Below are 22503 nucleotides of genomic sequence, written 5' to 3'. Positions count from 1 at the left end.
TTTTTGCAACGCATCTCACAATAGGACTTGAGACTTTCATTCTGTCTCCTTATGGTCAGGTGCAGGTGCAGGTGCAGGTGCAGGTGCAGGTGCAGGTGCAGGTGCAGGTGCAGGTGCAGGTGCAGGTGTGTCAATTACGGAAGGCTTTTTTTCTAGCTGGCTTTGCAGAGTTTTTATCTGTTCTTCCAACTTTTTGATGGCTTCGCCATTTTTTGATTCGCTGTGTCTATTTTCTAGAAGGCCTGTTGCAACTGGCAGTAAACTCGGCACAACGATCGCTAGAATTGCGAAAGCTAACGACAAGAGTCCCAGCGCAGCTATGAAATGTCTCCATATCACTCGCTTGATATCGTCGTACGACCTTTCTGAAATGTTTGCGAAATCTTTTGAAAGTTTAGATAGCTGCGTTAGGTTTGCACCGGTGCCTGGCCCTTTTTGATAGCCAGAGGAAGGAGCATTTAGCCTGAACAGGAGCAGAGTTGCTACGACAGAGCTTGGCTCCATTGGAACTGCGTCTTTACCCATGTTAATGAGACAAACCGTGAGTTTTCCGCTATAACCTGGATCGATATGACCTGGGTTGGTCATGATGATGCCATTCTTTGTCAAAGAGTTCGGAGGTAGGAGAATGCCTCCGATGTCTTTGCTTAACTGTATGTTTTCAGATAGTTCGATAATTATCGCTTCCCCTGCTCCTATACTGCACTGGTGTATCGCTAGGTCGGAGAAGTTCTGAACTTTGTTTATTTCTTTTATTTTGTCCGGGATATATATTTTTCCGACAGTCAGATCGATAGAAGCGGATTGGATCTGCCGGTGATCGAAAAGACGGCCAAAATCTATTTCTCCGGAGAGTACGGCTGTTCGGATCTCAGCGTCAGTTAATAGCAAACCAGGTCTCCAAAGAAATAGCTCAAGATACTCTTATAGTAAGTGAATATTGAATTTTTCAAAAGGCTCGCAGCGCCCGCCCCGTACGCCATCCAGGCCGGTCTGTTTTGCCGAAGTCCCAAACCTATTCCCCACGTCATCCCTCCAAGAATGCTGAGTGTTATCAGGGATCAAGGCCCCTGCGACCTGTGGGGAATGTCCTCTACGCGGGACTGGCGGCTCCTTACGTCCGGGAGCAAGGGCATCTCATGATCTGGCCTCCTGAGCACCGTTACCGGTGGGCGGGTGGAGGCTGTATTGGCTGACGAGACCAATACCGCGAGATCCTGAGCCAAGTGCAAGCAGCAATGCGATGACTGGGGCATGCCTGACTGTCAGTCAGGTGCAGTCCTTTCCCTGGTCTGCGGCACCATCATCTACAAGGCTGTTGCTGGTGACATCGGCGTTTGTCACGCCGATTGTCACGAGGGGGAATGCCGCAAAGCCATGTGCGATCAGGGCTGCAGCAGTGGTAGAAGTGCCCGTCTCTTTCCAGAGAAAGAGACGGGCACAGGTTGGCGCAGGATTCGGCCAAGCGGATAGGTTGCTGCAGGGCAGCGAGGTACGGACATCTGGCGCACGAGCGCTATATGTGTAAGAGCATCCATCACATGGGTAGTGACCGGGCGAGCTGCCGGATGCTTATCGCCCTTGGGGAGAACCACCGGGGGAGCGGCGTGACCTTTAAGGTTCGGGTCACCTGGGTGCTGTCATCGACAGTGCTTGCAACTCCCGGTCTACGCTTGTGGGCAATGTTCGTCAAGTAAAGCGATTTCAGGCATTTGGCGGCTGTGGATAATACTATCCCCCGGTGGGCATCAGTGGTTTTCCACAGACGTATGCTGTGCCAGCAGTTTTTTCTTAGGTACGGTCCTTTCAAACGGGGCGGCTTTGCAGCCCCGTTTGAAAGGACCCTCGGGGAGGAGCTTCATGCGCTGCTGTGGGTAACTTCACAGCGAGTTGAGTTGTGGTGCGGCGGGCTACTCGGTCCTCTTGGCACTGCGAAGGCGCGTGACGTCCTCGCCCGTCTGCTTGGCAAGCTCATGGGGCGTCATATGGCCCTCGCGGTTGGCGTCCAGAAACCGGCTCCACCAGGTCATGATCTCCGGCGCTCTTCGAGGAACTCGGCTTTGTGGGTATAGGCGGCGCGCACGTTGTCGCGTTCCTTGTGGCTCATCTGTCCCTCGATAGCCGGCTTCGATCAGTGCCCAGACTCAACCAGCGCGCTGCACGCCATGGCTCGGAACCCGTGGCCGCAGATATCCACCTTGGTGTCGTAGCCCATCGTCCTGAGCGCGGCATTCACCGTGTTTTCTCACATCGGTTTCCACGCGTTGGCATCTCCAGCGAGTAGCAACCCCAGGCGATCTCAAGGCGCCGTGTTAAAGGTCATGCGCGTTTTAGCAGCCGAAAGAAACACGATATTTCGCGCTTAAATCGCGAAACATTTCTATTCCCTCCAACTGCATGCGGCTGCGCTAAATTCCCCGCCCATCGGCATCCCTGCCGTCCACACTCCCCATTATCTCGCCGTGGATAGACCGTTGAAGAAGTTTGCGTTTGTGAGTGCAGCCGCTGAGCGTGAATACAAGAACCTTCCGCAGGACGTGCAGAATGATTTTGGCAAGGACCTGCGACGCATCCAATATGGTCAGGACCCTGATCGCCCAATCAAGTCGTTAACGGAATCTGTCGGCACGTGTGCGGTTGAGCTCATCATCAACGGCAGCCCGGCATTCCGGTGCGTGTATGTGGCCAAATTTGCGGACATGGTCGTCGTGCTGCATTCGTTTGTGAAAACGACCAACAGGTCTGACCGGCACGCGATGCAGGTCGCTGAAGAGCGGATGAAGGAACTCAAGCACGAGCTACGGAAGATGGGGTACAGGGTTTAGCCACCAGGCGCTTGGGTGATGACTATCTGGGGTGGTGAACCGGCATCGTTCGAAGGCAGGGTCAGGCTGGTGCGAAAGCCGAGCTTGTCGAGCATGTCCATCATGGCGTCCAAGGTGAATTTCTCGATCTTGCCATTTGCAAGCTCGGATACGCGGGACTGGGTAACGTTCAGCCTGGCTGCGGCCTCGTGCTGTTTGAGGCCCATTTTTTTGATGCAGTCCGTGATGAAAATGGACAGGTCCATTTTCAGGGCCATTTTGCTGGCCGTTTCTGCATCGTGGGTGGCGTGGAAGGGGCTTTCGTGGAATTGCAGTGCCATGGGCTGGCCTCGACGAAGTTATCTAAAATTTACGATAAAATCCTAGCGGGAGGAGGGTGGCAAGTCAAAGCGATTCTGTTTGAAGACGTGTCGGCATCTGGGTTGCGCTGGAGATCGGGGACTGGGGTTTTGTTGAGATTGGCGGGGCTGCTTTGCAGCCCATCGCAGGCAAGCCAGCTCCTACACCGATCGTGTTGGCTTGGGGTCTTTGTTCAAGCGGGGATGATAGGGGTTTGGCGAGGGCTGGAAACAAAAAAGGCTCACCTTTCGGTGAGCCTTTTGAGTACTGCGTATGGTGCCGGCACCAGGAATCGAACCCGGGACCTACTGATTACAAGTCAGTTGCTCTACCATCTGAGCTATACCGGCAATGGGGCGTCATTATAGCGATCGGTTGGCGTCTGTAAACCACTTACTTGCGATTGTTCGAAAAAGACCTAAGTCACCGCCCCAAAACAAGAATTTTCCTACCAGCCGCGGTGGATGGTGTTTACGTTCGGCTCGGTTTTGCCCGGGTTGAAGAACAGCTTGTCGTTGTCGCAGCCGCGCTTGCGGCACGGGCTTTCGGTGCGCATGGGCAGGCCGTTGTCACCGCCCAACTGCATGCCGGGGTGGTTCCAGCCCAGGTTGCTGTTGTGATGAGGTGGCGTGCCGCTGGCGCAGGCGGTCAGGGCCAGGGCCAGGGTCAACAGGGCGAGGGGTTTAGCTTGGGTCACGATGGTGAGGTCCGGTGGTCCATTGTCGGTCTGGCACAGCGCCAGAAGGCCGCGGGGCTGGCGGGCAGCGCGCGACTTCACTTTTTAATGATTTGGACGGCGGATGATACACCGTTGCGGCGGTGGGGCATTAGCCTTGTGTTGCCTGGCAGGACCTCTTCGCGGGTGAACCCGCTCCTACACAGGGATGGAATGCTCTTGAGGCCGGCGCGGTACCTGTGGGAGCGGGTTCACCCGCGAAGGGGCCAGCAGATGTACGAAAATCCTGAATCAGAACCCAAAAGCTTCAGGCTTTTGAAGCTTCGGAACTATCCTACGCGCGCCGCCGAAGTATCGCTGTTGTCGGGGAAATGGCTCACGGATACCGTTTATGGGTCGCTCTGGCGACCGGGTGTGAGAACCCGACTATGAACGTATCGGCTGCGTAATGGCGACCGTGCGCGGGCAGACCTCGGTCTGGCCGAGCTTCCTATGTTCACTCGGTTTCTCACCTCGTGCACGGTTGCCGCCTTTGTTCCGTGAGAAAGAATGAGCACGGCAACTCCTTTGAACGTAGGAGTACGACAATTGAAAACAAATCCACCCGATAACACCCCCAATCAAATCACCACCGCAGGCGTAGAAACCTTCCTCGCAGCCGGCAACCCTTCCCTGAACCTGCTCCGCGTAGAACCCGGTATCCCGGTGGACTCCGCCTATGAACATGTCTCGATTCTGATGGGCTACATCAAGCACCTGGTGCGCGAGGGGAATATGGAGGATGACCATAAATTCCTGGGTGCGGCCGATTACCTGTGCGACATGGCCAAGGCGTTGATGAACGATATCGAGATTGCCAAGAACAAGGCGCACTGATCTTCGAGCCGGGGCTGCTTTGCAGCCCTTTCGCGTCACCAGGCCGCTCCTGCACACCCGCGCAACTGGCCTCTGCGCCAACCACAAGAAATGTTTATGCACAAGTGGCATTGGCGCCTTGCGCGAAAGGCATGCCGGATTCCTATGCCGCTGGTCTTTGCGCAAATGCCTGTTTTTACTGGGCTTGACCAGCGCGCAGGAATAAGCCAAGCGTTTGAAATAGCGCTTGGCACCAACAGGTAATCACAAGCTTGTTCACAGACTTATCCACAGGTTGTGCTGCGGCTAACGGTCGCGTTCTGCGAGGATAAGCAGGTTGCGCGGCGTCAGCGGATAATCGCAGAACAGGCCCACGCGCACGTCGTAGCCTTGTTCTTCGAGGAACAGGGCACGGTCCAGTACCAACCACATTTCCAGGGGCCGGCGGAACAGGTTGCGCATGCGCTCCAGATTGCGTACCTCGGCCAGGCGCTGCCAGCCGGCGGCTTCCAGGGCGGGCCAATCGGGGTTGCCTTGCAATGGCAATTGCTTGAGCTCGGCCAGGTCACGGCAGTATTGCTCGAAAGGCTTTTCCAGCCAGGCCACGGGCAACGATGGTGTGGGCAGGTATTCACTGGTCTGGCGCTGCTGGCGCTGCAGCAGGTCGAAGCCCAGGCGCCGGGCCATCGATGTGTCGCGCTGGCGGCGTACGCGGGCGCCGGCGGTGACGGTTTCGCTCAAGGGCAGGCCCAGGTCGTCCAGCGAAAGCTGCAGGTTGGAGGCTTGCGCGGCTGTGGATAACGCCTGGTACTGCTGCGCGGCAATGCGGTTGTAGCAGCAGGGCGCCACGGCCAGCTGTCGGCAGCCCTGTTGGCTGGCCAGCTGCATCAGGCGCACGTGCAGGTCGCCGCAGGCGTGCAGGGCGACCACGCTTTTTTCGCCATGCAGATGACGAGCGCTGTCGCTGGCCAGCACGTCCTGCTGCACGTGTTGCGCGGGCAGGTGGTGGTGCGCGCTCAAGGCCTGGCCGGCGGCAACCAGTTCGGCGTCGTATTCCAGGCAGGTCAGCTGCTGGCCGGGTTGCAGCAGGCGGCGGCCGAGGTGGCCTTTGCCGGAGCACCAGTCCAGCCAGTGGCGGGGCGGCTCGCGGAATGCCAGGTGGCTGGCGAAGGCTTCGATCTGCTGCCATTTGCGGCCGGGGACGGCGACGTCAAGACGGTGGCTTGCAGTGGGCAGGTCTGTTGCCGGGAGGTTGCCCAGGGCGGCCAGCTGTCGGGCTTGCAGCGCCAGTTGCGGGAACGGGGCGGGCAAGTGGTCGGCTGCGCTGTCGGTTTCGGCGTCTGCCAGCGAGCATTGGCGCAGGTGGGCGGCCAGCTCGGGGTGGGTGGCTTCCCAGGGCAGGTTCAAGGTGGTGAAGGGGCGGGGTTTCCACAGCTGCTGGTGCTCGATCAGGAACTGGTCAAGGGCCTGGAGGCGGGCGTTCAGGTGGTGGCTGTGGAGGTAGCTTGGCATGGGATGTGTGTTGGGTTGAGGGCCTCTTCGCGGGTGAACCCGCTCCCACAGGATTGGCACAGATTTCAAGGCCTGTGGGGTACCTGTGGGAGCGGGTTTACCCGCGAAGATGGCTCAGGAGATATCAGCGCCCTTGGCAGGCGTCCACGCGCAACCAGCGCTCAAGCAGCTTGAAGCCTTGCACCAGCATGAACGAGATCACCAGGTAGAACACCCCGGCGGCAAAGAAGATTTCCACCGGCAGGTAGGTGCGGGCGATGATGGTACGGGCCATGCCGGTCAGTTCCAGCAGGGTCACGGTACTGGCCAGGGCGCTGGCCTTGAGCATCAGGATCACTTCGTTGCTGTAGGCCGGCAGGCCGATCCGCGCGGCGCGCGGCAGCATGATGTAGATCAGCGCCTTGGCCCGTGACATGCCCAGCGCCCGGGCGGCTTCGATCTCGCCTTTGGGGATGGACTGCAGCGCGCCGCGCAGGATCTCGGCGATGTAGGCGGCCGTGTGCAGGGTCATGGTCAGCACCGTGCACCAGAACGGATCGCGCAGGTACGGCCACAGCGCACTCGAACGTACTGCATCGAACTGGGCCAGGCCGTAGTAGACCAGGAACAGCTGCACCAGCAACGGCGTGCCACGGAAGAAGAAGATGTAGCTGAACGGCACGGCGCGCACATACCAGTGGCGCGAAGAGCGGGCGATACCCAGCGGGATGGCCAGGATCAGCCCGGCAACCACCGCAATGGCCACCAGCTCCAGAGTCAGGGTCGCACCCTGGGCCAGGCGTGGCAGCCATTTGAAGATGACTTCCCAATTCATTGTTCGGCCCTCGCAAAGCCGCGAGCGGCGCGTTTTTCCATGAAGTGCATGCCGGTCATGGCAATGACGGTCAGGCTCAGGTAGATGCAGGCCGCGACCATGTAGAAGGTGAACGGCTCTTTGGTCACGGTCACGCCAATTTGCGAATGACGCATGATTTCTTCCAGGCCGATTACCGACACCAGTGCGGTGTCCTTCATCAGGATCATGAACAGGTTGCCAAGGCCGGGCAGGGCGATGCGCCACATTTGCGGCAGGATGATCCGCGACAGGATGCGGCCCCTGGACAGGCCCAGTGCCAGGCCGGCTTCACGGTGGCCCTTGGGGATCGCCAGGATGGCGCCGCGGAACACTTCGGTGGCATAGGCGCCGAAGCACAGGCCCAGGGCGATAACGCCCGCAGCGAAGGCGCTGAGCTCCAGGCCCGGCATGTTCAGGGCTTCACCCAGGCTGTTCATCAAGCCCACGGTGCCGAAATAGATAAGCAGGACCCACAGCAGCTCGGGCACGCCGCGCACCAGGGTCGAGTAGAAACCGCCAAGCCATTGCAGCGGCTTGAGCGGGGAGGTCTTGGCCAGGGCGCCGAGCAGGCCCAGCACCAGCCCCAGCAGCAAGGCGCAAAGCGCCAGTTTTACGGTCATCACGGTGCCGGCCATCATGGCCGGACCGAATCCGTGCAGGTCGATATTCATGGGCAGGTCATTCTAGGGACAGGCGCGCCACAAGGGCGCGCCGGTCAGGGCGGGTCATTCGATGCTGAACGGGAAGTACTTGTCGTTGATCTTCTTGTACGTACCGTCGGCTTTGATTTCTGCCAGGGCTTTGTTCAGGTCGTCGCGCAGCTTGGTGTCACCCTTGCGCACGGCAATGCCGATCTTGTCGCTGTCCATCACCGGCTCGCCCTTGAACTCGTAGTTCATGCCGTCTTTGCTTTTCAGCCACTCGTACTGCACGTACTTGTCGGCGAGAATGCCGTCGATGCGGCCGGAAACCAGGTCGAGGTAGGCGTTTTCCTGGGTGTCGTAGAGTTTGACGTCGACATCCGGGAAGTTGTCTTCAAGGTAGGTGCCAGCCAGTGTGGCGCGCTGGGTGCCGATGGTCTTGCCTTTCAGCGAAGCCTTGTCGGTCTTGAAGTCGACGTTTTTCGGCGCAATGAACTGCAGCTTGTTGGAGTAGTAGGGTTCGGTGAAGTCCACCGCCTGCTTGCGCTCGTCGGTGATCGACAGCGACGACACCAGGAAGTCGAACTTCTTGGCGTTCAGGGCCGGGATGATGCCGTCCCAGTCCGAGGTTACAACCGAGCATTCGACTTTCATCTTGGCGCACAGGGCGTCGCCGATGTCCTTGTCGAAGCCGACCACGTTGCCGCTGGCATCCTTGTTGTTGAACGGTGGGTAGGCGGCTTCGATACCCATGCGCAGTTTTTCTGCGGCCATGGCGTTTGCCGACATCACCAGCGTGGCAGCAGCTGCCAGGAGAAACTTCTTGTAAGTGTGCATGTATTGCTCCGTTAGCGGTGGCTGGACATGAATTGCTTGCAACGCGCCGAGGTCGGGTTCTCGAAGACCTGCTGCGGCGATCCCTGCTCTTCGACCAGGCCCTGGTGCAGGAAGACGACTTCACTGGACACATGGCGGGCAAAGCTCATCTCGTGCGTTACCAGCAGCATGGTACGGCCTTCTTCGGCCAGTGCGCGGATAACGTTTAGCACTTCCTGGACCATTTCCGGGTCGAGCGCCGAAGTCGGCTCGTCGAACAGGATGACCTTGGGCTTCATGGCCAGGGTACGGGCAATGGCGGCGCGCTGTTGCTGGCCACCGGAAAGCTGGGCGGGGTAGCTGTGGCGCTTGTCGTAGATGCCGACCTTGTTCAGCAGCGCTTCGGCAGCCTCGATGGCCTCGGCCTTGCTCTGGCCGAGTACGCGGCGTGGCGCCTCGGTGATGTTGTCGAGGATCGACATGTGCGGCCAGAGGTTGAAGTTCTGGAAGACAAAGCCGATTTCGCTGCGCAGGCGGTTGATCTGGCGGTTGTCGGCGGCGAACAGGTCGCCGTTCTTGGCGGGCTTCAGCTTGAGGGCTTCGCCGGCGACCAGGATTTCGCCCTGGTGCGGGTTCTCGAGCAGGTTGATGCAACGCAGCAGGGTGGACTTGCCGGAGCCGGACGACCCCAGGATGGAGATCACGTCACCGTCGCGTGCGGTCAGCGAAATACCCTTGAGAATTTCCTGCTCGCCGTAGCGTTTGTGCAGATTGCGGATTTCCAGCGCGGGCGTGGCCTGAGCCATGTGCGGTCCTCATGTGTTCGGGTGCGTTCCCAGCTGTTGGCGGCCTTCCTGGCGTGCGCCAAGCTAGCATAGCGGCATTATGACGGCCAACAGGGTCGCCAGGGACTCTGGGCATTGGTGGGGCGGTTTGTCGCATCGCTACAGCGTAACGTCGCGCAGATGTCCGCGAAGGTGTCGCCCAGCACCAGAGCCTTGATGAAAAAAGGCGCGATGGTGCCAGCTTTGGCCTGCTCATGGAAGCGGTTTTGACCCATTCGCTGGTAAACCCGCTCCCACAGACCAGGCAATCCTTGTAGGAGCGGGTTTACCCGCGAAGGCCGTCACGCGATTTCAAGGTTGTACCCGGCGGTTGCGCTTTTTGGCGTTGCGCTGGTGCATAGGTGTTACCGAGGAGCACCTTTGGTGCATTTGTAAGTGAGTATTTCAGTAATCCGATGATTTGGCGGGCTTTCGGTCATGGTCTGGCCGAATGCCCTCCAAAGCGCAGCCTTGAAGGCTTGCAGTCGATTATGACGAATGGATTCAGCAGCTGGCGCGGTTATTGCCAGTATGAAACCGCCGATTGCAGCGACGCCTAGTCCAACCCCAGGCGCGCCTGGTTTCGCAGTCGGAGTGGTCCACTCCTTACAAAGGTAGTTTTATGAGCGGTAACAATTCCAATGACCTCGCTCAGGGGCTCAAACAACGGCATGTCACCATGCTGTCCATCGCTGGCGTCATCGGTGCCGGCCTGTTCGTAGGCTCCGGCCACGCTATCGCCGCTGCCGGCCCCGCCGTGCTGCTGGCGTATGCCGCCGCCGGTACGCTGGTGGTGCTGGTGATGCGCATGCTGGGGGAAATGGCGGTCGCCTCGCCGGACACCGGTTCGTTTTCCACCTATGCCGACCGCGCCATCGGGCGCTGGGCCGGTTTTACCATTGGCTGGCTGTACTGGTGGTTCTGGGTGCTGGTGATTCCGCTGGAAGCCAACGCCGCCGCGGCCATCCTGCATGCCTGGTTCCCTGCGGTCGACCTTTGGGCGTTCTCGCTGATCATTACCCTGGCGCTGACCCTGACCAACCTGTGCAGCGTGAAGAACTACGGCGAGTTCGAGTTCTGGTTCGCCTTGCTCAAGGTGGTGGCGATCGTCGGCTTCATCGCCGTGGGTTGTGCGGCCTTGTTCGGCTTTGTGCCAGGCAGCCAGGTGAGCGGTGCCAGCCACCTGTTCGATACCCAGGGCTTCATGCCCAATGGCCTGGGCGCGGTACTGGCAGCCATGCTGACCACCATGTTCTCGTTCATGGGTACTGAAATCGTGACCATCGCCGCTGCCGAGTCCAAGGACCCGGGCAAGCAGATCAGCCGCGCCACCAACTCGGTGATCTGGCGTATCTGCCTGTTCTACCTGGTGTCGATCTTCCTGGTCGTGGCTCTGGTGCCGTGGAACGATCCGGCGCTGGCCGAGCTCGGTTCCTACCAGACCGTGCTGAGCCGCATTGGCGTGCCGAATGCCAAGCTGATCGTCGACATCGTCGTGCTGATCGCCGTGACCAGCTGCCTTAACTCGGCGCTGTACACCTCTTCGCGCATGCTGTTCTCGCTGAGCAAGCGGGGTGATGCCCCGGCCATTGCCCAGCGCACTACCAAGGCGGCCACCCCGCATGTGGCGGTATTGCTGTCCACCGCGGCGGCGTTCCTCTGCGTGTTCGCCAACTTCCTGGCCCCGGCGCAGGTGTTCGAGTTCCTGCTGGCCAGCTCCGGCGCCATCGCCTTGCTGGTGTACCTGGTGATTGCCGTGTCGCAGCTGCGCATGCGCGCCAAGCGTGAGGCCAGCGGCGAGCAGATCTCCTTCAAGATGTGGCTGTTCCCGGGCCTGACCTGGGTGACCATTGCCTTCATCGTTGCGGTGCTGGTGGTGATGGCGCTGCGAGAAGATCACCGTGCCGAAATCATCGCGACTGCCCTGCTGAGCATTGGCGTGGTGGCGGCGGGCTTGCTGGTGCACCGCAAGCGTGAAGCTGCCGGTCGGGTTGCGCTGGATAACTGATCCGCACTGCAATGAAAAGGCCGCGTCCTGTGCAGGGCGCGGCCTTTTTTTGTTGCCGGCGATAGTGCCTGGGCGGGTTACGCAGGTCTATCAGCCAAACTGCTTCTGAAGCTGTTGCTGCTTGGCCACCAGTTCAGAGGCGGCGATATAGGCTTCCTGGAACTCGTCGCTCTCCAGCCAGGCCATGGTGGTGTCTTCGTCAGCGCCATCCAGCCAGGTGCGGTAGGCATTGAACACCAGCACGATGTAGTCGGTGGCGTGCTCTTCCTTGTGCCCTTTGAGCACCAAAGCCAGCAGCGGGTCGACCAGGAACACCGAGATCATCGGTACCAGGCCGTTTTCCTGGGCTGCCTTCATCTTTTCGAACATCTCTTTGTAGCTGTCCGATTCCATGGCCTTGTTGAACACCTGCTCGATGCTGGCGCTGTCGCCGGCGCTGGCCTTGACCGCCTGGCCGCTGCGTACCATACGGTTTTGCTTGGCCTTGCTGGCGGCGCGCTTGGCGCGTTTCTGTTGCTTGGTGGAGGTGGCCATGGGGGCTAGGGTCCTTGGGTGGTGCTGGAAAAGTGCGTATTGAATCGCAGATGGCAGTGAAACCCAAGCGGCATTGCTGGGTCTGACTCAGGCTGCCGGACATTCGGCATTCGCTCACAGGACATTCACGGATGAAAGCACCCGTCATGCTCGGCCTGCTGGCCGCCGCCCTGGCCGGCTGTGGCAACATCGCCGCAGTCAAATCCTTCAACACGCCCTATGGCTCGCCAAGTGCCGGCGATACCGCGCGCCTGCGAGTGATCGCCGACGGCATGGTGCGCGCGGTACCGGAAAAGGACTGCGTGGACTGGTACAGCCCCGGTGCCGGGGTGATTGCCGTACCGACCAAGGGTTTTGCCGACCGCAACGGCGAAACCCTCGGCATGCCTGCCGGTGCGCCAGCCCAGGCGGGTGACGCGGTCAGCGAGGTGCTGGTGCCGGCGGGCAAGCCGTTTACCCTGCACTTTCTCGATGGCGGTCGCTCGGCCGGTTACAACAGTGTGCAGAACTGCCTGGGCATGTTCTCGTTCGTGCCGGAAAAAGGCGCCGACTACGAACTGTTGGTGCACGGTTACAGCGCCTGTGGGGGCACCCTCAAGCGCCTGGACACGAACGAGCAGGTGGCCAGGCGCAAAGCCGACTATTGCAGCGCCTTGGCGAACTTCTAGGCCATCAGATTGGCCGGGCGAGTTACGGGTTTCCCACTAAGCCGCGTGAAGCCCGGCCGAACTGCAGTGCATCGAGTACACACCGTCAGGCTGTGGCAGCCAAGCGTTGGCTGCCAGGCCCTCGGCAAAAAATCACAGACAACAAAAAACCCGCACTAGGCGGGTTTCTTGTTGTCGCTTCGGGTAACTTTGCAACCACCAGAAGCTTGAAGGTGGTGCCCAGAGACGGAGTCGAACCGCCGACACGAGGATTTTCAATCCTCTGCTCTACCGACTGAGCTATCTGGGCGACGAGGTGAATTAAATAGATTTTCAGACCGCCCGTCAACGACTTTTTGAAAAAATTTTAAATTAATTCCGTCGCTTACGATTTTTGGGGTCATTCGGCCGGTGGAACGTAGCCTTCCGCCTGGGCGTAATCTTCGCCGGCGAAAAACTTGTCCATCTCGGCCTGGATGAACTTGCGGTCTTCGGCGTTCATCATGTTCAGGCGCTTTTCGTTGATCAGCAGGGTCTGGTGCTTCTGCCAGTCGGCCCAGGCCTTCTGCGAGACGTGTTCGAAGATTTCCTGGCCCTTGGCGCCCGGATACGGCGGGCGCTCCAGGCCTGGCAATTGTTCTTTGTACTTGCGGCACATCACGGTGCGGGTCATCGGGCGTCTCCTGCAGTCAGTTCGTCGGCCGCGCGTTTGAGCAGCTTCTTGACCGGGGCGGCAAGGCCCAGGCGCGGCGGGGTGGCGAGGTTATACCAGAGCCAGTCGGCCTCGGCCACGTGCTGGCCGACGGGGTCGACGCGCACCAGCCAAGGCTCGATCGCCAGCTGGAAGTGGCTGAAGGTGTGGGTCAGGCTGTCCATGGCGTGGCTGCCGGCCAGGCGCAGGCCGTGCTGGTAGGCCAGGTCGTCGAGCTGGGCGATGTCGTCCAGCTCGGGCAGGCTCCACAGGCCACCCCACAGGCCACTGGACGGGCGACGGTAAAGCAGGATGGCGCCGTCGTGGTTGGCCAGCAGCGGCATCAGCGTACGGCGCTGCGGCAGCGCCTTGCGTGGCTTGGGCTCGGGGTAGCGGGTTTCTTCACCATGCAGGTGCGCTTCGCAGCCACGCTGCAGCGGGCAGATCAGGCAGCTGGGCTTGCTGCGGGTGCACAGCGTGGCGCCCATGTCCATCATCGCCTGGGTGTAGTGGTTGGCGCGCTGCTGCGGGGTAAGGCGCTCGGCCGTGGCCCACAGCTGGTTAGCCACCTTCGGCTCGCCGGGGTAGCCGCCCTGGGCGGTGAAGCGGGCCAGCACGCGCTTGACGTTGCCGTCGAGGATCGGCGCGCGGATGCCCATGCTGATGCTGGCGATGGCACCGGCGGTGGAGCGGCCGATGCCGGGCAGCTCGGTGAGCTGCTCGACACTGCGCGGGAATTCTCCGCCATGCTGTTCGACGACAATCTTCGCGGCCTTCTGCAGGTTGCGCGCGCGGGTGTAGTAACCCAGGCCCGTCCACAGGTGCAGCACTTCGTCTTCCGGCGCCTCGGCCAGGGCCTGCACGGTCGGCAGGGCCTGCATGAAGCGGTCGAAGTAGTTGAGCACGGTGCTGACCTGGGTCTGCTGCAACATGATTTCCGACACCCACACCCGATACGGGTTGATGCCCTGTTGCCAAGGCAGGTCGTGCCGGCCGTGCTGGTCGTACCAATCCAGCACTGCGCTGGAGAACTGCTCGGGGCTCATCGCTTGAACAGCCCCTTGAGTGCTTCTTTGACTTCCGGGCTCACTTTGTCTCCGAGTTTGTCATCGAGCTTTTCATCGATCTTGTCTTTCAGGCGGTTGCCGGCCAGCTTGGCGGCAACCTTGCCCAGGCCGTCCTGGTCCAGGCGGCAGGCCTTGGCGCCCAGCTCCAGCGGGCCACGGCAGCGCAGCGGCACTTCAACCCCTACATAGCGGTCGTTGACCTGGCACGCCGGGTCGGGCATGGCACGCTGATCACCCTCGACCACTACACCAACGTTGTAATCCATACCCAGTACGCGCAGGTCGAGATCGCCATGGCCGTTGACGGTCAGGCCAGGAATGCGGGCCTTGAGGTCCGGGTTGCTGGCGACGCCATTGCGTATCACCAGGCTGCCGCGCAGCTCCTGGAACGGGGTGTCCTTGCCACGAGGCTCGCCGGTAAGGGTTTTGCGGTTGAGCGTGGCGATGGCCTGGCACAGTTGCTGTTCAAGGTTGGCGTTGACCAGCACGCCGTCGTTGATGGTGAAGTGTGCGTTACCGTTGAGGGTGTCCACCAGTGCCTTCTGGCTGTTGCCGGTGGCGGTGAGATCGCTGGCAAGGGTCAGCAGGCCTTTGACGGGTGGCGCCTGGTCCTTGCCTTCGGTCTTGATGAAGTGCTCCACCGGCACCCGCTGGATGTTGGTGTTGACGCCCAGTTGTGGCACCGCAGGGCGCACGTCGACCGTGCCCTTGGCTTCGAAGGTGCCGTTGTACAGCTCGCCACGCAGGGTTTGCAGGGTCAGCAGGCCGCCTTGGCCGACGGCCTTGAGCTGGGCATTTTCGATCGGCAGCTTGTCCAGGGTCAGCGCGCCGAAGCTTAGCTCGGCCTGCAGGTCGAGGACGCGCAGGCGGTCGACCGGCAGCAGTTTGTCATTGCTCCAGGCCACCTGGGTCGGCGCGTTAGGCAGCGGCGAGCTGCCGGCCCCGGCGACGGCGCTGGCCTCCTGTTGCTTGACCTCGGCCTGGCGTGCGGCAGTGGCGCCCTTGGCTTCTTCGCTTTTGGCCGGCAGGTAACGGTCGGCGTCGAAGGTGTCGCCTTTAAGCTGCAGGCGCAGGGCCTGTTTGGCGAAGTCTTCGACGGCCACGCGGCCACTGAAGGTGCTGTCGTCCAGCTTCACGGCCAGGTCTTCCATGGCCAGGCTGGTCGGTGTGCCCTGCAGGCGGGTGACCAGTTCCAGCTTGGCGAAGGCTGCCGGATCGTTGGTAGCCGGCAGCGGGCGGCCAATGCTGTCGAGGAAGGTGCGCAAGTTGAACTGGGCAATGGACAGACCACCGCTCAGTTGCGGCGCCTTGTCGAGATCACGCAGGTTCAGCTCGCCCAGGGCGCGCAGCTGGTTGGCCGAGATCTTCAGGCCGCTCCACGAGGCAACATTGGCGGCCAGGTCGACCAGCAGCTGGCCCTGGGCGGCAAAGGTCACGGTCTTGCCGCCGGTGGGTTCACCCGAGGTCTCGCCCGACAGGCGCATGTCTTCCAGGTTGTAGCGCTTGAGCTTGCGGTCGAAGCGCAGTTCGCCGGCCAGCTCGGTGCGGGCCTTGATGTTCGGCTGGCTGGCGCTGATGAAGGCGCTGGCCTTCAGCGCAATGTTCGCGCCCTCGTGCACCGGGCCGGTGCTCAGCTGGATGCTTTCGGCGCTGAAGCTCTGCCCGGTCTTGGCATCGGTGTACTGCACGCGCGCGTTGTTCACGGTCAGGCTGTCGATATCCAGCTTGACGGCGCGGTCGTTGCTGGCGGCGGGCGCCGAGCTTTGTTCGGCGGGTGCCTGGGCCTGCGCATCGGCGGGGGCGCCGTTCTGGGCGGGCAGCGGTTTGCCGATGTCTTCCCAGTTGCCGTGGCCTTGTTCGTCACGCGCCAGGGTCAGGTTCAGGCCTTCGACACGTACGTCGCTCATTTGCACTTCGCGCCGCAGCAACGGCAGCACCCGTACCGACAGGCCGAGCATCTGCAAGTCGGCGAACGGCGCCTTGGGTGTGTTCAGGGTGGCGATGCTGGCGTCGTGCAGCTCCAGGCCCAGCCACGGGAACAGGCTCCAGCCGATGTCACCGTTGAGGGTCAGCTCGACGTGCGCCTTGTCGCGTGCCAATTGGCGAATCTCGTCTTTGTAGTCGTTGGGATCGAAGAGGTGGGTCAGGGCGAAGCCCAGCGCCACGATGATCAGCAGCAACCCGAGAAGCCCCAGTCCCAGGATTTTGCCGAACGCTTTCATGGGCGAGTCCTTGTAGTCCGATTTTGAAATTCAGCGGCAGAGTATAGCGCCGCCGTGTACGGCCCTGCGTATTCGACAAGAGATGCAGGACGATTCCTACGTTTGCAACAGATGGTACGGCTTTCGACAGCCATGATTTTGCTTGTTCAAAAAAGCTTGCCTTGATTGGCCCTATCGCCGGCAAGCCAGTTCCCACAGGGATCGCATAGCCTTCAAGGCCTGCGCTGTCCCTGTGGGAGCTGGCTTGCCGGCAATGGGGCCGGTACAGGGAAAATGACCGTTTCAGCCAAGCAAGAATTAACGATATCAGATTGCTTTCACGCCACTTGATACTGCTAACCTTGCGCCGCTTTGCCTGCACATCCATATAAAAAGGATCAGATCCATGAGCAGTACCGTCGCGACGGGCGCCTCGGCCAGTGCGCCAGGCTTTCTGTCAAAGGAGCGCATCATCGCCCGCCCAGGCTTCAACCGCTGGCTGGTTCCGCCTGCCGCGCTGGCCATTCACCTGTGCATCGGCATGGCCTATGGCTTTTCGGTGTTCTGGCTGCCGTTGTCGCAAGCCCTCGGCATCACTGCCCCGGTCGCTTGCGCCGCAGATATGGGCTTCATGGCCCGCATGTTCAGCGCCGAGTGCGACTGGCCGATCTCGATGCTGAGCTGGATCTACACCCTGTTCTTTGTCTTTCTCGGTTGCTCGGCGGCCGTGCTGGGCGGCTGGCTGGAACACGCCGGCCCGCGCAAGGCCGGCCTGGTATCGGCACTGTGCTGGTGCGGCGGCATGCTGATTTCGGCCATTGGCGTGAAAACCCACCAATTGTGGCTGATGTGGCTGGGCTCCGGCGTGATCGGTGGTATCGGCCTGGGCCTGGGCTACATCTCGCCGGTATCGACCCTGATCAAGTGGTTCCCGGACAAACGTGGCATGGCCACCGGCATGGCGATCATGGGCTTCGGCGGCGGTGCGATGGTGGGGGCACCGCTGGCCACCGCGCTGATGGGGCATTTTGGCAATGCGCAGGAAGTGGGCGTGTGGCAGAGCTTTGTGGCGATGGCCGCAATCTACTTCGTGTTCATGACCGCCGGCGCCCTGGCTTATCGCGTGCCGCCGACCGGCTGGAAGCCCGAAGGCTGGACAGCCCCGGTGAAAAAGGCTGGCAATACCATGGTCACCGACCGCCACGTGCACGTCAGTGTGGCCTGGAAAACGCCGCAGTTTGCCTTGATCTGGCTGGTACTATGCCTGAACGTGTCGGCAGGTATCGGCATTCTCGGTATGGCTTCGCCGCTGCTGCAGGAAGTGTTCGCCGGCAAGCTGCTGGGCAATGAACTGACCTTCAGCCAGCTCAACGCTGCCCAGCTGGCGCAGATTGCCGCGATTGCTGCTGGCTTCACCGGCCTGTTGAGCCTGTTCAACATTGGCGGGCGGTTTTTCTGGGCGTCGTTCTCCGACTACATCGGCCGCAAGAACACCTATTTCGCCTTCTTCGCCCTGGGCGTGGGTTTGTACAGCATGGTGCCGAACATGGGCCACCTGGGCAACGTGGCGCTGTTCGTGGCAGCGTTCTGCATCATCTTGTCGATGTATGGCGGTGGCTTTGCGACGGTGCCCGCGTACCTGGCGGACCTGTTTGGTACGCAGATGGTGGGTGCCATTCATGGTCGTCTGCTGACCGCCTGGGCGGCCGCTGGGGTTCTCGGGCCGGTGCTGATCACCTACCTGCGCGAATATCAGCTGGCGGCAGGGGTGGAGCGTGCGGCGGCCTACGACATGACCCTGTACATCCTCGCCGGCCTGCTGGTGCTGGGCTTCATCTGCAACATGCTGGTGCGCCCGGTGGCGGACAAGCACTTCATGAGCGATGCCGAACTGGCGGCCGAGCGGGCCTTGAGCCACGACAAGGGCGCTGATGGCGCGCGGTCGCTGGAGTGGAAGGCTGCGCCGGGCAGCCTGCCACTGGTGCTGCTGGCCTGGGCTGTGGTGGTTGTGCCGCTGGCATGGGGTGTGTGGATTACCCTGCAGAAGACGGCGGTGCTGTTCCATTGACGAGTGATGCAGCCGGTTGAGTTTTCCGGCTGTAGCGGCCCTATCGCCGGCAAGCCAGCTCCCACAGGTACACCACAGGCCTTGAACATTGTGGGGGGGCTGTGGGAGCTGGCTTGCCGGCGATAGGCCTGCAAAGCAGCCCCATACGCGGTTGTATAGACCTGTAGCGCTATCAACCCCCCGTAATTGCTTGCCTTGCCATATGTCATCCGCGTTTCAAGCTGGCGTGTTCTGGGCCTATAATGGAACCCTTTTCGCCCAATGATTTTGCGGAGCTGGTGATGGTCGAACGTAAGGCTTCCGTCGAGCGCAATACCCTGGAAACCCAGGTCAAGTGCTCGATCAACCTCGATGGCAGTGGCAAGGCCCGATTCGATATCGGCGTGCCTTTCCTCGAACACATGCTGGACCAGATTGCCCGCCATGGGCTGATCGACCTGGATATCGAGTGCAAGGGTGACACGCATATCGACGATCACCATACCGTCGAAGACGTCGGTATCACCCTGGGCATGGCTTTCGCCCAGGCCATCGGTGACAAGAAAGGCATCTTCCGCTACGGCCACGCCTACGTGCCGCTGGATGAAGCGCTGTCGCGCGTGGTCATCGACTTCTCCGGCCGCCCAGGCCTGCAGATGCATGTGCCGTACACCCGCGCCAGCGTCGGCGGCTTCGATGTCGATCTGTTCCAGGAGTTCTTCCAGGGCTTCGTCAACCACGCCCTGGTAACCCTGCACATCGACAACCTGCGTGGCCACAACACCCACCACCAGATCGAAACCGTGTTCAAGGCATTCGGCCGCGCCCTGCGCATGGCCACCACCCTCGACGAGCGCATGGCAGGCCAGATGCCTTCCACCAAAGGGTGCCTGTAAATGCAGACGGTAGCCGTAATCGACTATGGCATGGGCAACCTGCACTCGGTGGCCAAGGCGCTTGAGCATGTGGGCGCCGGCAAGGTGCTGGTCACCAGCGATGCCGCAGTGATCCGCGAAGCCGACCGCGTGGTGTTCCCGGGCGTAGGCGCGATCCGCGACTGCATGGCCGAAATCCGCCGCCTGGGCTTCGACAGCCTGGTGCGTGAAGTCAGCCAGGATCGGCCGTTTCTCGGCATCTGCGTGGGTATGCAGGCACTGCTGGAGCACAGCGAAGAAAACAACGGCGTCGACTGCATCGGCCTGTTCCCTGGCCAGGTGCGCTTCTTCGGCAAGGGCCTGGAAGAAGACGGCGAGCACCTGAAGGTGCCGCACATGGGCTGGAACGAAGTGACCCAGGCCATCGACCACCCGCTGTGGCACGACATCCCTGACCGTGCCCGCTTCTATTTCGTGCACAGCTACTACATCAATGCCGGCAAGCCGGGCCAGGTGGTCGGCCGCGGCCATTACGGCGTCGATTTTGCCGCCGCGCTGGCCGATGGCTCGCGCTTTGCCGTGCAGTTCCACCCGGAGAAGAGCCATACCCATGGCCTGCAGCTGCTGCAGAACTTCGTCGCCTGGGACGGGCGCTGGTAGATGAGCAAGTCGAAGACCAAGGCACCGGTCATTACCCTGGCCCCCGAGCAGGAGCGCGAAGCGCTCGACACGCTCAAGCGCTTTCTCGAAGACCGTTTCGAGCTGCAACTGGGCTCGTTCGAGGTGGCCGAGGTCCTCGACCTGTTCAGCAAAGAAATTGCACCCCATTACTACAACAGGGCGATTGCCGATGTTCAGCTGCACCTCAAGGAGCGGTTCGAGAGCATCGAAAGTGATCTGTGGGCGCTCGAGAAGCCCTGAAACCCCAAGAACAGACAGGTTCCCAAGATGCTGATTATCCCCGCTATCGATCTGAAGGACGGTGCCTGCGTGCGCCTGCGCCAGGGCCGTATGGAAGACTCCACGGTATTCTCCGACGACCCGGTCAGCATGGCTGCCAAATGGGTCGAGGGTGGCTGCCGCCGCCTGCACCTGGTCGACCTGAACGGCGCCTTCGAAGGCCAGCCGGTCAACGGTGAAGTGGTCACCGCCATTGCCAAGCGCTACCCCAACCTGCCGATCCAGATCGGCGGTGGCATCCGCTCGCTGGAAACCATCGAGCACTACGTCAAGGCCGGCGTCAGCTACGTGATCATCGGCACCAAGGCGGTCAAGCAGCCGGAGTTCGTCGCCGAGGCGTGCAAGGCGTTCCCGGGCAAGGTCATCGTTGGCCTGGACGCCAAGGACGGCTTCGTGGCCACCGACGGCTGGGCTGAAGTCAGCTCGGTGCAGGTCATCGACCTGGCCAAGCGTTTCGAGGCCGATGGTGTCTCGGCGATCGTCTACACCGACATCGCCAAGGACGGCATGATGCAGGGCTGCAACGTGCCCTTCACCAAGGCCCTGGCCGAAGCCACGCGTATTCCGGTGATCGCCTCGGGTGGCATCCACAACCTGGGTGACATCAAGGCCCTGCTGGACGCCAAGGCTCCCGGCATCGTCGGCGCCATCACTGGCCGTGCCATCTACGAAGGCACCCTGGATGTCGCCGAGGCCCAGGCCTTCTGCGATACCTACCAAGGCTGAGGACTGAACCATGGCACTGGCCAAGCGCATCATCCCTTGCCTGGACGTGGATAACGGCCGGGTGGTCAAGGGCGTCAAGTTCGAGAACATCCGTGATGCCGGCGACCCGGTGGAAATCGCCCGTCGCTACAACGAGCAAGGTGCCGACGAAATCACCTTCCTCGACATCACCGCCAGCGTCGATGGCCGCGACACCACCCTGCATACCGTCGAGCGCATGGCTAGCCAGGTGTTCATCCCGCTGACCGTGGGCGGTGGCGTGCGTACCGTGCAGGACATCCGCAACTTGCTCAACGCCGGTGCCGACAAGGTTTCCATCAACACGGCCGCAGTGTTCAACCCGGAGTTCGTCGGCGAGGCTGCTGACCGGTTCGGTTCGCAGTGCATCGTCGTGGCGATTGATGCCAAGAAGGTGTCCGGACCTGGCGAAGCGCCGCGTTGGGAGATCTTCACCCACGGCGGGCGCAAGCCGACCGGGCTGGATGCCGTCGAGTGGGCGAAGAAGATGGAAGGCCTGGGGGCGGGTGAGATCCTGCTGACCAGCATGGACCAGGATGGCATGAAGAACGGCTTCGACCTGGGCGTTACCCGTGCCATCAGTGATGCGCTGGGTATTCCGGTGATCGCTTCGGGTGGTGTTGGCAACTTGCAGCACCTGGCCGACGGCATTGTGGAAGGGCATGCCAGCGCGGTGCTGGCGGCCAGTATCTTCCACTTTGGCGAGTACACGGTGCCGGAGGCCAAGGCCTATATGGCTGCCCGCGGCATCGTCGTTCGCTGACCGATTGATGGGGGCTTCTTTGCAGCCCATCGCCGGCAAGCCAGCTCCCACAGGTACAGCGCAGGCCCTGTGCCTTGTGCATTACCTGTGGGAGCTGGCTTGCCGGCGATGGGCCGCAAAGCGGCCCCAATAGCTTCAACCGTGATTCTTGCCGAGCAAAGCGTGATAAAGCTCGGTATCCCCAAGAATCCCCACCATCTTGTCATTCTCCTGCAGCACCAGCTTGTTACCAGTCTGGTAGCGAATCTGCAGTGCCTCGCGCATGCCGATATCCGCATGCACCAAGGTTGGCCGACGCCCCAGCCCTTCCACGGACTGCCCCGGCGCCCAGTTCTGCATCTCCAGCCCGTTCTGCCCCTGGCGCGCGCGCTTGATCGAGTTGCCTTCGCCCAGGTCCAGCCACGAATCGCCACCCGGGTCCAGGCACACCGAGCCATTCACCCGCTTGCACTTGTCCAGGCTGCGCATCAGGCTGCGGCCGCACAGCACGTTCAGCGGGTTGGTATGGGCAACGAAGGTACGCACGTATTCGTCGGCAGGGTTGAGCACGATCTCTTCCGGTTTGCTGTACTGGATGATGCGCCCGTCCTTCATGATGGCGATGCGGCTACCCAGCTTCAGTGCCTCGTCAAGGTCGTGGCTG

The 22503-nt window shown here is 61.2% G+C and carries 22 protein-coding genes, 2 tRNA genes and 2 pseudogenes; 10 read left to right on the top strand and 16 right to left on the bottom strand.

What is annotated here, in order from left to right:
• Positions 1-36: 36 nt before the first annotated feature.
• Together HP547_RS11405 and HP547_RS11400 are read right to left on the bottom strand one after the other, a co-directional pair.
• Positions 37-891 (bottom strand): hypothetical protein, encoded by an 855-nt coding sequence (locus tag HP547_RS11405; RefSeq protein WP_172286332.1) that lies wholly within the window; start codon positions 889-891, stop codon positions 37-39.
• 1019 nt (positions 892-1910) lie between these two features.
• Positions 1911-2287 (bottom strand): annotated as a pseudogene (locus HP547_RS11400) (tyrosine-type recombinase/integrase); the annotation flags it as partial.
• Positions 2288-2474: 187 nt separating this feature from the next.
• Between HP547_RS11400 and HP547_RS11395 the strand changes: the two are divergent.
• Positions 2475-2825 (top strand): type II toxin-antitoxin system RelE/ParE family toxin, encoded by a 351-nt coding sequence (locus HP547_RS11395; RefSeq protein ID WP_172286331.1) that lies wholly within the window; start codon positions 2475-2477, stop codon positions 2823-2825.
• Here HP547_RS11395 and HP547_RS11390 read toward each other — a convergent pair.
• The 3 genes from HP547_RS11390 to HP547_RS11380 form a co-directional block, all read right to left on the bottom strand.
• Positions 2822-3145 (bottom strand): helix-turn-helix domain-containing protein, encoded by a 324-nt coding sequence (locus HP547_RS11390; RefSeq protein ID WP_172286330.1) that lies wholly within the window; start codon positions 3143-3145, stop codon positions 2822-2824. The genes HP547_RS11395 and HP547_RS11390 overlap by 4 nt on opposite strands.
• 293 nt (positions 3146-3438) lie before the next feature.
• Positions 3439-3514 (bottom strand) — tRNA-Thr (locus HP547_RS11385).
• Between the two features lie 98 nt (positions 3515-3612).
• Positions 3613-3861 carry a hypothetical protein gene (locus HP547_RS11380; RefSeq protein ID WP_172286329.1) on the bottom strand — a complete coding sequence of 83 codons (249 nt, stop codon included), beginning with the start codon at positions 3859-3861 and terminating at the stop codon, positions 3613-3615.
• Between the two features lie 567 nt (positions 3862-4428).
• Between HP547_RS11380 and HP547_RS11375 the strand changes: the two genes are divergently transcribed.
• The gene (locus tag HP547_RS11375) at positions 4429-4716 is read left to right on the top strand and encodes a DUF3077 domain-containing protein (protein WP_172286328.1); all 288 of its coding nucleotides are present in this window, start codon (positions 4429-4431) and stop codon (positions 4714-4716) included.
• Between the two features lie 285 nt (positions 4717-5001).
• Here the strand turns inward: HP547_RS11375 and HP547_RS11370 are convergent, their stop codons facing one another.
• From HP547_RS11370 to HP547_RS11350, 5 genes are all read right to left on the bottom strand, one after another.
• Positions 5002-6207, bottom strand: a complete 1206-nt coding sequence (locus HP547_RS11370; protein WP_172286327.1) for a methyltransferase — start codon at positions 6205-6207, stop codon at positions 5002-5004.
• A gap of 124 nt (positions 6208-6331) precedes the next feature.
• Positions 6332-7021 carry an ABC transporter permease gene (locus HP547_RS11365; RefSeq protein WP_172232923.1) on the bottom strand — a complete coding sequence of 230 codons (690 nt, stop codon included), beginning with the start codon at positions 7019-7021 and terminating at the stop codon, positions 6332-6334.
• The gene (locus HP547_RS11360) at positions 7018-7713 is read right to left on the bottom strand and encodes an ABC transporter permease (RefSeq protein WP_172226993.1); all 696 of its coding nucleotides are present in this window, start codon (positions 7711-7713) and stop codon (positions 7018-7020) included. The genes HP547_RS11365 and HP547_RS11360 overlap by 4 nt, the downstream gene beginning before the upstream one ends.
• A 54-nt stretch (positions 7714-7767) precedes the next feature.
• Complete coding sequence (locus HP547_RS11355) at positions 7768-8520, bottom strand: ABC transporter substrate-binding protein (RefSeq protein ID WP_172226996.1); 753 nt, start codon at positions 8518-8520, stop codon at positions 7768-7770.
• Between the two features lie 11 nt (positions 8521-8531).
• Entirely contained in the window at positions 8532-9305 is a 774-nt protein-coding gene (locus HP547_RS11350; RefSeq protein ID WP_172226999.1) for an ABC transporter ATP-binding protein, read from the bottom strand.
• 640 nt (positions 9306-9945) lie between these two features.
• On the opposite strand from HP547_RS11350, the gene gabP reads away from it, so the two are divergent.
• On the top strand, positions 9946-11331 hold the full coding sequence (gene gabP, locus HP547_RS11345; protein WP_172227002.1) for a GABA permease: 1386 nt from the start codon (positions 9946-9948) through the stop codon (positions 11329-11331).
• A 90-nt stretch (positions 11332-11421) separates the two neighbouring features.
• Here gabP and HP547_RS11340 read toward each other — a convergent pair whose 3' ends face one another.
• Positions 11422-11865 (bottom strand): hypothetical protein, encoded by a 444-nt coding sequence (locus tag HP547_RS11340; RefSeq protein WP_172227005.1) that lies wholly within the window; start codon positions 11863-11865, stop codon positions 11422-11424.
• Positions 11866-11996: 131 nt separating this feature from the next.
• Here HP547_RS11340 and HP547_RS11335 point away from each other — a divergent pair, with 131 nt between their 5' ends.
• Positions 11997-12533: a hypothetical protein gene (locus HP547_RS11335; protein WP_172227008.1), complete on the top strand. Its 537-nt coding sequence runs from the start codon at positions 11997-11999 to the stop codon at positions 12531-12533.
• Positions 12534-12746: 213 nt separating this feature from the next.
• Here the strand turns inward: HP547_RS11335 and HP547_RS11330 are convergent.
• The 4 genes from HP547_RS11330 to HP547_RS11315 all read right to left on the bottom strand — a co-directional run bounded on the left by HP547_RS11330 (position 12747) and on the right by HP547_RS11315 (position 16492).
• A tRNA-Phe gene (locus tag HP547_RS11330) sits at positions 12747-12822 on the bottom strand.
• 90 nt (positions 12823-12912) lie between these two features.
• Complete coding sequence (locus tag HP547_RS11325) at positions 12913-13185, bottom strand: oxidative damage protection protein (protein ID WP_172227011.1); 273 nt, start codon at positions 13183-13185, stop codon at positions 12913-12915.
• A complete protein-coding gene (mutY, locus tag HP547_RS11320; protein ID WP_172227014.1) occupies positions 13182-14249 on the bottom strand; it encodes an A/G-specific adenine glycosylase in 1068 nt (355 codons plus the stop codon). The genes HP547_RS11325 and mutY overlap by 4 nt, the downstream gene beginning before the upstream one ends.
• A complete protein-coding gene (locus tag HP547_RS11315) occupies positions 14246-16492 on the bottom strand; it encodes an AsmA family protein (protein ID WP_172286326.1) in 2247 nt (748 codons plus the stop codon). The genes mutY and HP547_RS11315 overlap by 4 nt, the downstream gene beginning before the upstream one ends.
• Positions 16493-16877: 385 nt before the next feature.
• Between HP547_RS11315 and HP547_RS11310 the strand changes: the two genes are divergently transcribed.
• The 6 genes from HP547_RS11310 to hisF all read left to right on the top strand — a co-directional run bounded on the left by HP547_RS11310 (position 16878) and on the right by hisF (position 21860).
• The gene (locus tag HP547_RS11310; protein WP_172286325.1) at positions 16878-18539 is read left to right on the top strand and encodes an OFA family MFS transporter; all 1662 of its coding nucleotides are present in this window, start codon (positions 16878-16880) and stop codon (positions 18537-18539) included.
• Positions 18540-18820: 281 nt separating this feature from the next.
• Positions 18821-19414, top strand: a complete 594-nt coding sequence (hisB, locus tag HP547_RS11305; protein WP_172227023.1) for an imidazoleglycerol-phosphate dehydratase HisB — start codon at positions 18821-18823, stop codon at positions 19412-19414.
• Complete coding sequence (gene hisH, locus HP547_RS11300) at positions 19415-20053, top strand: imidazole glycerol phosphate synthase subunit HisH (protein WP_172227026.1); 639 nt, start codon at positions 19415-19417, stop codon at positions 20051-20053.
• Positions 20054-20314 (top strand): DUF2164 domain-containing protein, encoded by a 261-nt coding sequence (locus HP547_RS11295; protein ID WP_172227029.1) that lies wholly within the window; start codon positions 20054-20056, stop codon positions 20312-20314.
• A gap of 27 nt (positions 20315-20341) precedes the next feature.
• Complete coding sequence (hisA, locus tag HP547_RS11290) at positions 20342-21079, top strand: 1-(5-phosphoribosyl)-5-[(5-phosphoribosylamino)methylideneamino]imidazole-4-carboxamide isomerase (RefSeq protein WP_172286324.1); 738 nt, start codon at positions 20342-20344, stop codon at positions 21077-21079.
• A gap of 10 nt (positions 21080-21089) precedes the next feature.
• On the top strand, positions 21090-21860 hold the full coding sequence (gene hisF, locus HP547_RS11285; protein ID WP_172227698.1) for an imidazole glycerol phosphate synthase subunit HisF: 771 nt from the start codon (positions 21090-21092) through the stop codon (positions 21858-21860).
• Between the two features lie 135 nt (positions 21861-21995).
• On the opposite strand, the pseudogene HP547_RS11280 reads toward hisF, so the two are convergent.
• Positions 21996-22503: pseudogene (locus HP547_RS11280) on the bottom strand (choline ABC transporter ATP-binding protein); the annotation flags it as partial.

The sequence above is a fragment of the Pseudomonas sp. CM27 genome, from assembly GCF_013179515.1.
Classification (GTDB): Bacteria; Pseudomonadota; Gammaproteobacteria; order Pseudomonadales; family Pseudomonadaceae; genus Aquipseudomonas.
This window is presented reverse-complemented; position numbering and strand designations above follow the sequence as displayed.